This is a genomic window from Candidatus Margulisiibacteriota bacterium, from assembly GCA_003242895.1.
GTDB lineage: Bacteria > Margulisbacteria > Riflemargulisbacteria > GWF2-39-127 > GWF2-39-127 > GWF2-39-127.
In genome coordinates, this window is record QKMY01000059.1 from 1 (window position 1) to 13,908 (window position 13,908).

Here is a 13,908-nt window from a genome sequence, read left to right on the forward strand (position 1 = left end):
GTTCGCCTAACCTATATTCGCTTTTGCTCATATCTTGGTCAGATTTTGATTTGATAGATTACTATCGGCTTCGGTTAGATTTTAGATGATTTGATTCGTACGTTTATATTCTATTTTAATATTAATACTTTTATACTATAATAATTAAACATTTAAAAAATCTACTAATGGAAACCAATGCCAACTAAATTAATCGATACTATTGAATTGCCTGATGATCTTAAAAAGCTCTCAATTAATGAACTTGAACAGATTTGCCAGGAGATACGGGAACTTTTAATATCTACGGTGTCTAAAAGCGGAGGGCATCTTGCTCCAAGTTTAGGAGTTGTTGAACTTACCGTTGCATTACATACCGTGCTTACTAGTCCGGAAGATAAATTGATTTGGGATGTTGGACATCAAGCCTATGTTCACAAAATACTTACCGGACGGAAGGATAGTATTTCTACTATCCGGCAGCTCGGCGGGCTCTCCGGGTTTCCCAGGAGAAATGAAAGCCAACATGATGCCTTTGGAACCGGTCATGCATCTACCTCTATTTCGGCAGCTCTTGGTATTGCGGTCGCCAGGGATATTAAGGGAGAAGATTTTTCGGTTTTTTCAATTATCGGTGATGGATCTACCAGTGGCGGATTAGCGTTTGAAGCCATAAATAATGTCCCCTGCAGTGTAAAAGGTAATTTTGTTGTTATTTTAAATGATAATGGATTATCGATATCTAAACCTGTCGGGTCTTTATCAAATGCGATTACGAGGGTGAGGACCTCTTCAACGTATCTGAGTATAAAGAATAATGTGGAGAGTTTGATCAACAGGATACCAAAGATAGGAAGTCCTCTTTCAAAGAAAATTGAAAAACTAGTTGATCGAACAAAAAATCTCGTAACTGATTATAAAGTAGGTGTTATTTTTGAGGAATTAGGATTCCGCTATCTTGGTCCTATAGACGGGCATAATATCCCTCTTCTTATGGGCGCAATTTCTTATGCCCGGCGGTCGACTAAGCCAATTCTTATCCATGTTATAACAAAGAAAGGCAAAGGATATTTGCCAGCTGAAGATGATCCCGAAAAATTTCATGGTATTTCGCCGTTTCATATAGAATCTGGAAAAATTGAAACCTCGCATAAAAATCCTTCTTACACCGAGACCTTTGGGAAAACAATTTGTGATCTTGCTAATCTGGATAATAGAATTTGTGCAATTACTGCGGCCATGCCGAGCGGTACCGGACTTAGCGAATTTCAAAAAAAATTTCCTCATCGATTTTTCGATGTCGGAATTGCTGAAGAGCATGCAGTTACTTTTGCAGCCGGCTTAACTGTAGAAGGAATGAAGCCATTTGTTGCTGTATACTCTTCTTTTATGCAGAGAGCGTATGATCAAATTATTCATGATGTATGTATCCAGAATTTGCCAGTTGTCTTTATGCTGGACCGGGGAGGCCTTGTAGGTGAAGATGGTCCGACACATCACGGGGTATTTGACTTTGGATATTTAAGGCACATTCCAAACTTAACGGTAATGGCGCCGAAGGATCAGAATGAACTCGTAGATATGATGTATTTCGCTTTAAGCTATAATGGGCCAATTAGTATTCGTTACCCTCGAGGGGAAGGCGCAATATCGGTGCTCAAGGAAAAAGCTGATGAACTTATTCTCGGTAAGGCAGAGATCTTATTCGCTCAAAATGACGGCTATAAGAATAATATTTGCATAATTGCTATTGGTACGATGGTTCCCTCGGCTATCGAGGTGGCGCAACGATTGTTTTTCTCAAAAGTGAATACAACGGTAATAAATGCGCGATTCATTAAACCCTTAGATGAAAAATTGATTTCTGCATTAAGTCGGGAATCTGATCTTGTTGTCACAATGGAAGAGGGCGCGATTCAGGGTGGATTCGGGTCTGCGGTCTTAGAACTGCTAAGTAAAGAGGGAATTATAACCCGAACCTTGTGTCTCGGTATCCCGGATAAATTTATTGAGCATGGCAGTAAAAAAGAACTGATGCAAAAATATCAACTTGATACGGACGGGATGTTTCAAAAAATTCTGGCAAAAATTTTTGAACCTTCAGAGGCAGGATATATTAAGGCCAGTGCTATTTAAGCGGTTTTTGTTTCTCAGATGCGGTCAGGTTAAAGCACTCCTAGTTTTTTAAGAACTCTTCTTGCCACATTTTGTTCGGAAATTTTTTTGGTTTTTCCTCGGCCAATTGCTTTAATTTCATTATTATTCAGTAGTACCCGCCCCTCAATAATAAATGTTTTATTATGGTCTGGTCCGAGCTCTTTTATAGTCGTGTATTCCGGGAGTCCGAGATTGTTTTGCTGCATATATTCCTGAAGTTTGGACTTGTAGTCATGAGTGGAAAACGCTGGGCCTATCGTTTCTAGTTGTACTTGAAATAGCGCGTATATGATTTTTTTTGCTTTTTCCAGTCCGCCATCGAGATAGATTGCACCAATAATAGCTTCGAGTGCATTTGCAAGAATTGATGGTCTGGTTTCTCCCCCGGTTTTTTTTTCGTTTTTCGATAACAGAAGCATTCTTCCAAGATCAACTGATTTAGCAATTTTTGCCAGGGTATGATCGCTTATTAACAGTGCCCTAATTTTGGTCATTATTCCTTCAGCATATTCAGGATAATTGCGGTAGAGATAATCTGATATTGAAAGTTTTAGTATGGCATCGCCAAGGAATTCTAATCGTTCGTTATTTTCCAGCTGCTTAGCTTTTTTTTCGTTAGAATAGGAACTGTGTGTTAATGCTGTCAACAAAAGTTTTTTATTCTCAAACTCATATGCAATAAGGTTCTCCAACTTGTGCATTTCTTTATTATGTATATTGATCATTAGGTTGTTCCATATCCCTTAATTTTTTAATGACAGAATCGATAATTTCTATCGGAGTTGAAGCTCCGGCCGTAATCCCCACATTTTTTTTATTGAGAAGCCATTCCTTATTTATTATGGAAGGTTCTGCTACAAGATATGAGTTTTCCTGGATCCCTTTGCTTAACTCATAGAGGCGATTGGTATTTGCGCTTTTGTTATCCCCTATTATGAGCATGGCATCAACCTCATGCGCAAGCGTTATTGCCGCTTTCTGCCGGGTGCTTGTGGCCGAGCAAATCGTGTTAAAGATTTTTACTTCGGCAGTGGCTTTTTCTCTGATACTTTTTGATATCGTATCAAACAGTTCTAATGAAATAGTAGTTTGTGAGATAATTCCAATTTTTTTTGTCAAGATTTCGGGCAAAATTTCTTCTCTATTCGAAATGACATAAGAATTTGTACCTGCCCATTCTCGAACGCCTTTGACTTCAGGATGGTTTTTGTCACCAATTATTATTATCAGATATCCGTCATTACTTAGCTGTTTTGCTAGATTCTGTACTTTTGCAACTTGTGTACAGGTTGTATCTATTACATCTAATTTCTTTTCTTTAACTTGGTTAAAAATGTGAGGAGATACTCCATGGGCACTTATTATGAGTGTTCCGGTTGTATTGATTTCATCAATGCTGTTAACAATAATAATGCCTTTTTTCTTAAGTTCTTCTACCACGAAGGAGTTATGTACCAAGTGTCCTAGGCTATATATCGGTTTTTTGATTTCGTAACTGTTTGTGGCAGCAAGAGCTTTTTCTACGGCTTTCCTTACTCCGATACAAAATCCGGCGTGTTTGGCTATTTTTATTTCCAAACTAAAGCCTCCTCATGCAGTTCTCCCTCGAATACTGTCTGAGCAGGTCCGGTCATGATAATGTGATTATCTTCTTTTTGCCACTCGATAGAGAGATTTCCTCCCATAAGCCGTACAATGGCTTTTCTCTCGGTTTTGCCGGTTAATACGCCAGCAACCAGGCTTGCGCAGGCTCCGGTCCCACAAGCCAAGGTTTCGCCTGCACCTCGCTCCCAGACACGCATGATAAGTTCATTTCTATTGACTATTTGTATGAACTCGGTGTTGGTTTTCTCTGGAAATAAATAATAATTTTCAAAAAGCGGACCTACTTCAGCTAGATTAATATCATCTATATTATCAACAAAAATAACAAAATGCGGGTTTCCCATGGATACGGCTGTGCCTTCATATGTCTTGCCGTCTATAGTTACCTTTTCATCGATAACGGTTTCACTGTCTTCTCCGATCATTGGAATTTCATTGCGTGATAATCGCGGTTCTCCCATATCAACTTCAACACCAATAAACTTTCCGTTAGAAGCAATTATTGTCGGGACAACTATTCCTGCAAGAGTCTCGACTGAAATAACATCTTTTTTGTTGTAGAACTTTTCGTATATATAACGGGCAAAACAGCGAATTCCGTTTCCACACATTTCAGCTTCTGAGCCGTTACTGTTAAAAATTCTCATTTTATAATCAGCATTATGAGAGGGCAATATAAAAACCAGCCCGTCTCCGCCTATTCCGTAGTGCCGGTCGCACAATGATATTGCCATCTGCGCATAATCCTCTTCAGGAATCTTGTTTTCCAGATTGTCTATTAATACAAAATCGTTTCCTAAACCGTGCATTTTTGTAAACTTCATAGTCATTCCTCCTTTATTAGCCCGTGTCCCAAGTCGTGGCATTTTATAAATTTACTGATTATTAACTAATACTATGCAGAATAGCATAAATCAGTTAATAATTATAAACAAATAATTTTTACGTGCCTTATCTCAGATAAAGATTTCTTTTTTAACTGGAAAGCTTCTAAACCAGGTAAGCTGACGTTTTGCAAAATTTCTGGTCCTTTTTTTTATTAAGCTTATACAGGCTTCTTTATCTGTTTTCTTTAAAAAATAGTCAATAACCTCTTTATACCCTAAGGCCTGCATTGAAGGCAAGTCTTGACTGTAGCCTTTATCAATTAACATCTGGACTTCCTCAAATAAACCCTTTGCAATCATAGAATCTATACGGTCTTCGATGCCTTTATAGATGGCTGAACGATCTTTTTGAAGATGGTGGATATCAATGTCAGGGCGATAGCTTTTTGTCTTGTAATGAAAGTCCGATATTTTTTCTCCAGTTAAATAATAGACTTCGAGCGCTCGGATTATTCTGTATAAATCATTAGCCGAGATTTTTTTTGTGGATTCTTCATCTATTTCTTTTAATTCATTATAAAGGGATTCAATTCCTTCTATGGCAGCTCTCTGCTTTAGCTTGTTTCTCAAGTTCGGATCTTTAGGGGCCCCCGGAAAATTAAAATTGCGAATAAAAGCATTTATGTAGAGTCCAGTTCCTCCAACAAGAAGCGGTTCTTTATTTCTTTGCCGTATATCAGCTATTAATATGTTTGCTTTTTCAACAAAATCATGTGCGGAATAAATATCTTCAGGATTAACGATATCAATTAAATGATGTCTTATTTCTTCTCGTTCTGTTATGGATGGCTTTGCAGTTCCAATATCCATATATCGGTATACCTGCATCGAGTCTGCTGAGATTATCTCGGCATTGTTTGCACGAGCATACTCAATAGCCCAGTTGGTTTTGCCGACAGCCGTCGCTCCAATAATAATTTTGATTGCACTATTCATAATATGAAGCTAGGTATAGAAACGCTTTTCACCTCTAATCTTCATTTCTATTTCTTAAGATAAGTAATCTAACCAGGTGCAATAGCGAAACTGCCATCGCGGCAACATAGGTAAGTGCTGCTGCGTTTAACACCTTTTTAGCTAAGGGGATCTCCTGGTCAGACAATATATTCTGCTGTTTAAGCAGGAGCAGTGCTTGTGAAGATGCATTCAATTCTACCGGCAAGGTGATGACATGAAATAATACGGCAGCGGCAAAAAAAAGAATCCCGATATCCATTAACAGGCCACTACTGACAAGCAACCCAACAAAAAAAAGCGGGAATGCTGCAGAGGAACCGAATCCTGCAATAGGGACAAAATTATTTCTTAAGGTTAGAGGGAAATATTCTCTAGCATCCTGTAGTGCGTGGCCAACCTCATGGGCAACAACACCATAACTGGATATTGAACGGTTCCAATAAGTGCTTTCTGAAAGTCGGAGAACTTTAGCACGAGGATCATAATGATCAGTTAGTTCTCCAGGAACTTTTTCGATTTCAACGTTTTTTAGATTTGAAGCGTCTAATAATTTTCGAGCGACTTCCCATCCGGCATATTGAGAATTTGCTGGTTTGGAAGAATATTTTCCGAATGTTGATTTTACTCTGTATTGTGCCCACATTGCGAATATGGCTGCTGGTATCAGCAAGAGCATTGAGCTATCAAAGAAAAATGGCAGCATGGATAAGCACTCCTTTTCGTGTGTGCCACGATTGGTGGCATTTTTTAATGATTAAAGGTATTATATGCTATATAATAATATAAAAATAGCTAGAATGAGTAAGCAAAAATAACTCCAATTTTTTTTGTTACACCATCTTGCAACGGTATTATAACATAACTACAATGGCTTTCATATTCCTTTGCATTTAAGTAGTTGCCTGACTTTATCTGTTAAATGTGCGGATGGAATTGGTCTGGCCTTCAGCAGAAATAGACTTAATATCTTTTTTTGTTTTTTTGCTGATAACTTTAGGTTTATTTAAAAAGCTTATTTAGGTCGTCTACCTTAAATTCGGAAGCTTTTAGATTTTCTTCTCGGATTTCTTCCAAGACTTCTTTTCTAAACACAGGAATATTTTTGGGAGCAGTAATTCCCAGTTTTACAATGTTATCTTTTATCTCGATAACCTTTATTTCGATATTGTCGTTAACAATAATGCTTTGGTCTAATTTTCTAGATAATACTAACAAGAAAATTCTCCTTAGAAAGCTCGCTTATTGAGCTGTTTGATTTATTAGACTTTTTTTTGTATTTTCAGCTAAATTTTGAAAATCTTTCAGTATAAAATGTTTGGTTTGATACTTATTGCTTTTTAGAATAATTTGTTTTCCCTTTTTATTTTTATTATTAATTATTATTGGTGCTATTAAATTGGCCGATATGTTTTGCGGATTAGCAGGGATAGTGAGTATTGTAAGGACATACACGTCTTCAACTGAGGAAATATGCAGCTCTTCTAAGTCTTCATTTTCTAGGTCAAATTCGTAATTAACGTAGAAATCAAAAGGATTCGTGACGACAAATGCAAGTGCAGGATTCTCCGTAGATTGGAGCCAACCGAATAGCTGGTTTTTTCCTGAGGGCCTGAGAATGTAGTTACTTTCTTTTTCAAAGCCCATTAACCCTTTTTCTATATGGATTATGTCCTGCTCGTTAATTGTTAGAGTTCCAAATCTTGTTGTTATTATATCCATACCCAACCTCTGTTAAATATAATTAAGTAATGAGAGCTTCATTATCCTTGCACTTGTTGCCAACGCTGCCTCATATGCGTTTTGGAGGGTGCTGAGCTCTGTAATCGCGCCAATAGAATCAATGCCCTCTGTGTCTGAAAGAAGCTCTTTAAGTCTGAATTCTTCATCGCTAGAAAAACTCTGTGCTGTTTCAATCCGTTGGATTTCATACCCTACATTTGCTGTTATATTAAGGATATTATCATTAGCACTGTCTATTTTGGCAATCAAATCAGAAAGTCCGGTGGTATCTCCGATTTGTAGTTTATTTTTGGCTGCAATCAGGGTATCCAGAAGCCCGTTGCTATAGGAAGATTGCGTGCCGGTAATAGCTGCATTTTCATCGGCGAGGGAGATAGCTTTGAGCAATCCATTACCGCTACTATCATCCGTTATTGTCAATGCCCCGGACTCTCCCACAATCTTGGATTGTAATGTAAGGTAGGCCATTCCGTTAGCTTCTTTAATATTGGCTTTGACATCTACTCCGCTATTATTGATCCTGGTAACGATATCTTGTAAACTATCAGTCGTATAGTTTACTGAAAAGGTTGCAGGAGTTCCGCTCCCTGTTTTAATTGAAAAAGAATAGGGGCTTCCTACGCTGTTTAACATTGTGCTGAGCTTGGCATCAGGGGATGCTAGCCCGATTGTGCTATCAACGGTATGTGTTTCAAAAATCTTAGAACCAGGGATCATAACATCTGCAAAAATATCTTTATTTATTTCTTGCTGTACAGTGTGGCCTGATCCATTATATTTGACTTGATCTCCTGTTCGTACAAAGGGGGTAGTGTTTGTCCCGTACCCGCCAAATAGAAATGTATTATTATATTTGGCATTTGCAGTAGTAACAATTGAGTCAATAGCTTTGTCAATTTTTGTTGCAACTATTGCTAACTGGCTGTTGTCGTTAGTACTATTTGATGCCATGTTAAGGTCTACTTTGACAGTTCTAATCGTGTTGATTATTGTAGTAAGCTGAGTGTCGGCAATTTGCAGATACGGTTTTGTGTAATTTTGCCGTTCTTTATAATATGAATTCAGGTTGAGACTGTGTTTAATTCTTAACGCTGTAACTGCGCTTGTGGGGTCATCGGAGGGCAATACGTATTTTTTCCCACTATTGACTTTAACCTGAGAATTGTATAAATTCTCCAGATTACTGCTTAATTGGTTTTTTAATGAAAAGAAAATATAGCTGTTACTTACTCTCATAGGTGTCTCCGTTTTATTATATCATTTGCATCAAAGAATCTATTACTTGATTAATGGTGCTAACATATTTGGCCGCAGCATTATATGATTGCTCATATTGAACCAAGTTGGTCATTTCCTCATCGATCGATACTCCTGACGTGCTTGCTTTTCTGCCTTTGAGACCATTCAAGAGGGTTTCCTGTCCTTCAACAAGTTTTTTTGAGTAACTGGAATCATTGGCTTGCTTCGAAATTATGTTCTGGAAAAATTCACTTACGGTATATGTATTATTGTCTAAAAGAGATTTATTTTGAAGTCCTGATATTTTGTCGGCAATCTCTCCATTTCCATTTGTATTCTCTTTTGTCGAGGAAGCCGCGATATAGGTTACATTACCCTTGATACTCGGGTGTAGCGTTATATTCGAAGCGCTATCTCCTAAAAAGAAGTCTATTCCTTTGGCCCCATTTAAATCATAGCCTTGATGATGTACCTCGTTTACTTCACTTATGATTTTTGATGATAATGTATTGAGATCTTTTTTATATTCCTCGATAACCGTGTCTCGCAAATTCAACAGGCCGGCAATTTCTCCATTGTTAATGGAACTATTTATATTTATATTCGAACTATCCCTTATCTCAAGAAATAATGATTTGCTGGTCACTCCAGTTGATAACAATAACGCTTTATTATCAACGACAAGAGGAATTCCTGCTGTAGAAATATCGATGGTCCTGTTTGCCTGTAACGTCGCGGTAAAATTGATTTGTTTACTGAGGTCTATTAATATCTGATCTCTTTTATCTAATAAATCATTTGCATCGGCGTCTATGGGTACATTGGCTATTTGGTTATTTAAAGAGGCTATCTTGTTTAGATTCGAATTGATTTCTATGACTTTTGTTCCAATCGCGCTGTCAATGTTTTTCTGAAGGTCAACAAGCTTGTTGTAGGTTTGCTTTAAAGTGTCGGTCAGTTGAACCGCTTTAACTTTAACCTCTTCTCGGGCGCCTTTATCTCCCGGATTGGGAGCGGCTACTTTTTTCCATGACTGCCAGAACTCATCGAGAGCATTAGCAATCCCGCTATCCGAAGGCTCGTTAAAAGAAGTCTCTAAAATTTTGTAATTGCTGTATTGCGTCTGGTAGTAGCCCAGATCTTGTGCTTCAGATTGTATTTGTGCTTCAAGAAAATCATCGTGAATTCTATCAACTGAAGATACATCAACCCCTGTTCCGAGTTGAAATGAACCGGAAGGAGTGAGTATCGTTTGTGGATTTCCGGAAACAAAAGCAACTCTTTGCCGGGAATAACTCTCGGTATTGACGTTTGCCAGGTTATGTCCGGTAACCTCCATTGCTCGTTGCTGAGCTTGCATACTTCGAGTTCCCAAGCTTAGTGCTGAAAATAAACTCATATTAAAAACTCCTTATCCAAACTGTTAAAAACAATATTCGACATTGCTGACCCTATTGGGTTTTTGGTAAATTCCGGAGGCTGTATAGGTACATTTCACTTCGTTAACTGAGGTGAAATTAGATATCATATGATGAATAAAATGGAGGGAATAGTTCAGGAGTTTGCCATTGTTTTGGTTAACAACTTTTAATTCTAAAATTATATTAGTAAGATCTTTTATATATTGTTTGATTTTTTCTTTATATTTACCGTGAAGGTGATCTATTATTTCAGAAACACTAACGATTTTTTTGTTTATCTGCATTTCTACAGCAAAGGTTGCGAGTGTTTTTTGCTTTGCCTTCTCTAATTTTTCTAAAATGCCGAGGAGTTGGTCTTTTTTGTGAACGCAGTCATCTATCTCCGTGGGCTTGTTATTAACGATGGCAACCTGTTCTTGCCTTGATACAGTTAATAACTGCCTGTAAACGTAAAGGTGTTTGTCTAAAATACTAACTAAAGAGTTCAGATCTAATGCCATTATATTCATCCGATTCCATTATTTTTTTTGCAATTGCGGAGCTGGATGTCCGGTAAGTATTATTTTCTATTTTCTGGCTGACTTCTCTTACTTTATCCTCACGAATATCAGGAGTCTGTGCAAGAGCTTCTTTTATGGTCATCTGGAATTCAGAAGATTTCGATATATCCAGTTTGTCCGATTTAGAACTTTTTATGCCATTAATCTGTATGTCTTTTGATTTGCGGATTTTATCGATATTTTTGACTTGTTCTGAAGCGCCTACTTCGTCTATGAACATTTTTTTGTCCTTTCTGTTTTGCTTTTTACTATTCTACTTATCGATAAAATATTCAAAAAATTTATCATTATTTAAATATTTTAATTTTATTTTAATATATATTATATGCATTCATTTGCGTGAGCTTTCTGGCTGTTTTTTTAAAGTTTATTTATTTTTTTGATTCGTGTTTTAAATATAACCAATAATTTATATAATGCTTAACTCTATTTATGAATGGCATTTGCTATCTCCTGAAGTGAGGGCTCAAAATTTTGTTTGTGACATATTCGCTCTTAAATGTTCGGTCATTATCCTTGATAACCCTATTCCTCCGCGGTTTGCCATCATTTCTGCGTATTTTTGGTCACGCATTTCTTCGAATATCTTTTCGCCATCATTTTTGCTGAATAAGCCACCTTGCGGTATGGTTTTTTTCATTTCCTTAAACATATAATTAATAAAATACGCTTCGAATTCTTTTGTTGCTTTTTCGGTTTTTGCAAGATCATTCGATTTCGTATCAGACGAATTGGAAACGGACTTTTTGTATCTTTGCTCATCGTAAGAATTTGATATCATGAGTGAGTTTGTATTGGTTAAATCCATAGTTTTTTTTCTTTATATTTACTTTAGGAATGCACCAACGTGCTTCCATTATGGCCTACATAATTACCAGTTCAGCCTGCAGTGCACCTGCATTTTTCATCGCCTGTAGTATTGAGATCATATCTCGCGGGCTTGCACCGATAAGATTGAGAACTTTAATCACATCTGAAATTGAGTTTCCGGGCCGGATCTCTACCAGTTTTCCGCGTGCTAGCTTTTCTTCTGTGACTTTAATTGTCGGATTGGTGACAACTTTTGTCTCTCCTCTTGAAAGGACTGCGGGTTGTATAACCTCTTTATTCTGCTGGATTGATACACTTAAATTGCCTTGAGCTACAGCTACCGGAAGGATCTTTATTGGACCGCCCATGAGGATGGTGCCTGTTCTTTCATTAATGACAATTTTTGCTTGCACGTCAGGCACGACAGGTAATTGCTCTATTCTGGCTACGTAAAGCATTACGTAATCCCTGAAATCTTCGGGAACAAATACCTCTATCGTCGAAGGATCTTTTACCGCGGCAAGATTATCGTTGAAATAGAGGTTTATTTGCTCTGCAATACCAGTCGCTGTTGTGAAGTCAGATTGCCTCAGTACCAGCTCGAAGGTGTTGTTGTCTGATAAAAACGTTGAGGTAATATCTTTCTCAAGGATTGCTCCTCCAGGTATTTGGCCGATTGTCGGGTGATTTTTTCTCACTTCAGTACCTGCGGAGCTTTCATTGAATCCGCCAAGGGAAATGGCCCCCTGTGCGACTGCATATATTTTCCCGTTCGGCGCTTTTAGCGGAGTGAGCAGGAGCATGCCGCCCTGAAGGCTTTTGGCGTCTCCGATGGAAGATACCACGATGTCCAAGGAATCGCCTTTTTTTGCAAAAGGTGGAAGGATTGCTGTTACTGATACGGCGGCAACATTTTTCCCTTTCATGTTTTTCGGATCAACTTTTATCCCGAATGAATCCAGAAAATTGCTTATTGATTTCGCAGCGGCAATAGCTCCGCTGTCCCCGCTTCCGTCAAGGCCTACGATCAAGCCATAGCCAATCATCTGGTTATTGCGTAGCCCGTTTATTCTGGCAATGTCTTTGATTCTTGTTGTGATCATTTCTGCGTCAGACCCAACGGTAGCTGACATGAACAAAACAAACATCAATATCAATAGACTTATTTTTTGCTTAAACATTTATTTCTTTCTTCAAAACAGGAATGCTAGTACTTTTGATAATATTCCCGGTTCCTGGCTGTCTCCGACTGGACCGGTACCGCTATAAGATATTTGTGCATTTGATACGTATGTGGACAATACGGTATTATTCTCATCTATGTCTTTTGGTCGTACGGTCCCTTTAATTCTTATTTTCTGATTTTCTGAGTTGATAAAAACTTCTTTGTTGCCTTCTATTTCGTATTCGCCGTTATCAAGTATTTTTGTGATTTTTACTGTAACCTTTGCCGAAAGCTGTCCGGCTCTTTGTGTTGTGCCTTTCCCGTCAAATTTGTCGGCTTCATTGAGTTTGGTCGCAGTCGAAAGAAATTGAGTGAATTTTGAAATTCCAGGTAAATTAGAGGCAAGTGGCCCGATTGATGAATTCGATTTATTATCGAGGACAGTTCCTGCTTTCTGGTATGCTGTCGATGATTCTTCGATGACTATAGTAATGCTGTCACCTATTGAATGAGCTTTGTTATCAGCAAAAAAAGAGGCAGCTTTATCATCCCAGAGGGATTCACCGAAAACTAAATTTGTTTGGCAGAGTAGAAAAGCTATTAAGAGTAATTGTTTGACTATTTTCATTTGATTTATACCTTTTTTAATCCTAGCTAAAAGACTAACTCCACGGAATTTTTGCCGATTATTCTTGCTGAGAAAATTTTTTGGGTAGAAGGGTTCTGCACGTTGATGATATCGTCTTTAACACCTTTCTCTAATGCTGTTCCGTATATGCTCGCTTCAATATCACCTATTTTCCCTACCACTTTTACCTGTTTATTCTTTTCAACGAGGGGGATTTTTTCGATAATGGCAGCATTGATGATTTTACCGGAAGGAATATATTGGATGGTCCTTAGCCCTACCAAATCCTCGATATTTTGGTAATAATCAGAGTTTTTGCTGTTAGAGTTTATTTCTTGCCGGGATAGTGTTATAGCTTCCCGATTAATATTTTGATGCATTTTTATGGGTGCTACTGACGTAACTACATTCCCATAGAGTTTTACTTTGCAATTAACGAATAATGTGCGGATTGGTTTGCCGTCTAAGAGAATGATTATTGGAATTGTATGATACTGCCCGATATTTGCTATTTCTTTTTCGTTGATAAAGTAATCGATTTTTCCTTCCGGGAAAGATATGTCCGGCAGAAGACGGGTGTTGGTCACATCGATGTTTTCCGAAGAGTAATTCTGAGAGAATTGGTTCAACAGATAGCTTTTGGCTAATTCTACGATTCTATCGCTTTTAATAGTTTGATCGGCGGTAGCTATAGAGATAATTCCTATTGAAAGAATTATGGCTGATAAGGATATTTTTTTGAGCAACCAATTAATCATTT

16 protein-coding genes are annotated in these 13,908 nt (G+C 37.7%); 1 reads left to right on the forward strand and 15 read right to left on the reverse strand.

Annotated elements, in window-relative coordinates; all coding sequences use genetic code 11:
- Positions 1-177 precede the first annotated feature (177 nt).
- On the forward strand, positions 178-2,115 hold the full coding sequence (dxs, locus tag DKM50_10725) for a 1-deoxy-D-xylulose-5-phosphate synthase (protein PZM78603.1): 1,938 nt from the start codon (positions 178-180) through the stop codon (positions 2,113-2,115).
- A 29-nt stretch (positions 2,116-2,144) separates the two neighbouring features.
- On the opposite strand, the gene rnc is transcribed toward dxs, so the two are convergent.
- The 15 genes from rnc to flgA form a co-directional block, all read right to left on the reverse strand.
- The gene (gene rnc, locus DKM50_10730; GenBank protein ID PZM78667.1) at positions 2,145-2,837 is read right to left on the reverse strand and encodes a ribonuclease III; all 693 of its coding nucleotides are present in this window, start codon (positions 2,835-2,837) and stop codon (positions 2,145-2,147) included.
- Positions 2,838-2,844: 7 nt separating this feature from the next.
- On the reverse strand, positions 2,845-3,714 hold the full coding sequence (locus tag DKM50_10735; GenBank protein PZM78604.1) for a 4-hydroxy-3-methylbut-2-enyl diphosphate reductase: 870 nt from the start codon (positions 3,712-3,714) through the stop codon (positions 2,845-2,847).
- The gene (locus DKM50_10740) at positions 3,705-4,565 is read right to left on the reverse strand and encodes a diaminopimelate epimerase (protein PZM78605.1); all 861 of its coding nucleotides are present in this window, start codon (positions 4,563-4,565) and stop codon (positions 3,705-3,707) included. Before DKM50_10740 ends, DKM50_10735 begins: the two co-directional genes overlap by 10 nt.
- A 132-nt stretch (positions 4,566-4,697) precedes the next feature.
- Positions 4,698-5,564: a tRNA (adenosine(37)-N6)-dimethylallyltransferase MiaA gene (locus DKM50_10745; GenBank protein ID PZM78606.1), complete on the reverse strand. Its 867-nt coding sequence runs from the start codon at positions 5,562-5,564 to the stop codon at positions 4,698-4,700.
- Between the two features lie 34 nt (positions 5,565-5,598).
- The gene (locus tag DKM50_10750) at positions 5,599-6,288 is read right to left on the reverse strand and encodes a peptidase (protein PZM78607.1); all 690 of its coding nucleotides are present in this window, start codon (positions 6,286-6,288) and stop codon (positions 5,599-5,601) included.
- A gap of 296 nt (positions 6,289-6,584) precedes the next feature.
- Complete coding sequence (gene csrA, locus DKM50_10755) at positions 6,585-6,800, reverse strand: carbon storage regulator (protein ID PZM78608.1); 216 nt, start codon at positions 6,798-6,800, stop codon at positions 6,585-6,587.
- Between the two features lie 24 nt (positions 6,801-6,824).
- Entirely contained in the window at positions 6,825-7,304 is a 480-nt protein-coding gene (locus DKM50_10760; GenBank protein ID PZM78609.1) for a flagellar assembly protein FliW, read from the reverse strand.
- A gap of 12 nt (positions 7,305-7,316) precedes the next feature.
- A complete protein-coding gene (flgL, locus tag DKM50_10765; GenBank protein PZM78610.1) occupies positions 7,317-8,561 on the reverse strand; it encodes a flagellar hook-associated protein 3 in 1,245 nt (414 codons plus the stop codon).
- A 16-nt stretch (positions 8,562-8,577) separates the two neighbouring features.
- Positions 8,578-9,963 (reverse strand): flagellar hook-associated protein FlgK, encoded by a 1,386-nt coding sequence (locus DKM50_10770; protein ID PZM78611.1) that lies wholly within the window; start codon positions 9,961-9,963, stop codon positions 8,578-8,580.
- A 24-nt stretch (positions 9,964-9,987) separates the two neighbouring features.
- Positions 9,988-10,494: a hypothetical protein gene (locus DKM50_10775; GenBank protein PZM78612.1), complete on the reverse strand. Its 507-nt coding sequence runs from the start codon at positions 10,492-10,494 to the stop codon at positions 9,988-9,990.
- A complete protein-coding gene (locus DKM50_10780; GenBank protein ID PZM78613.1) occupies positions 10,457-10,765 on the reverse strand; it encodes a hypothetical protein in 309 nt (102 codons plus the stop codon). The genes DKM50_10775 and DKM50_10780 overlap by 38 nt, the downstream gene beginning before the upstream one ends.
- 246 nt (positions 10,766-11,011) lie before the next feature.
- Positions 11,012-11,353, reverse strand: a complete 342-nt coding sequence (locus DKM50_10785; GenBank protein ID PZM78614.1) for a hypothetical protein — start codon at positions 11,351-11,353, stop codon at positions 11,012-11,014.
- Positions 11,354-11,408: 55 nt separating this feature from the next.
- Positions 11,409-12,503: a flagellar biosynthesis protein FlgA gene (flgI, locus tag DKM50_10790; GenBank protein ID PZM78668.1), complete on the reverse strand. Its 1,095-nt coding sequence runs from the start codon at positions 12,501-12,503 to the stop codon at positions 11,409-11,411.
- 45 nt (positions 12,504-12,548) lie between these two features.
- On the reverse strand, positions 12,549-13,148 hold the full coding sequence (locus DKM50_10795; GenBank protein PZM78615.1) for a flagellar basal body L-ring protein FlgH: 600 nt from the start codon (positions 13,146-13,148) through the stop codon (positions 12,549-12,551).
- Between the two features lie 26 nt (positions 13,149-13,174).
- Complete coding sequence (gene flgA, locus DKM50_10800) at positions 13,175-13,906, reverse strand: flagella basal body P-ring formation protein FlgA (GenBank protein ID PZM78616.1); 732 nt, start codon at positions 13,904-13,906, stop codon at positions 13,175-13,177.
- Positions 13,907-13,908 lie beyond the last annotated feature (2 nt).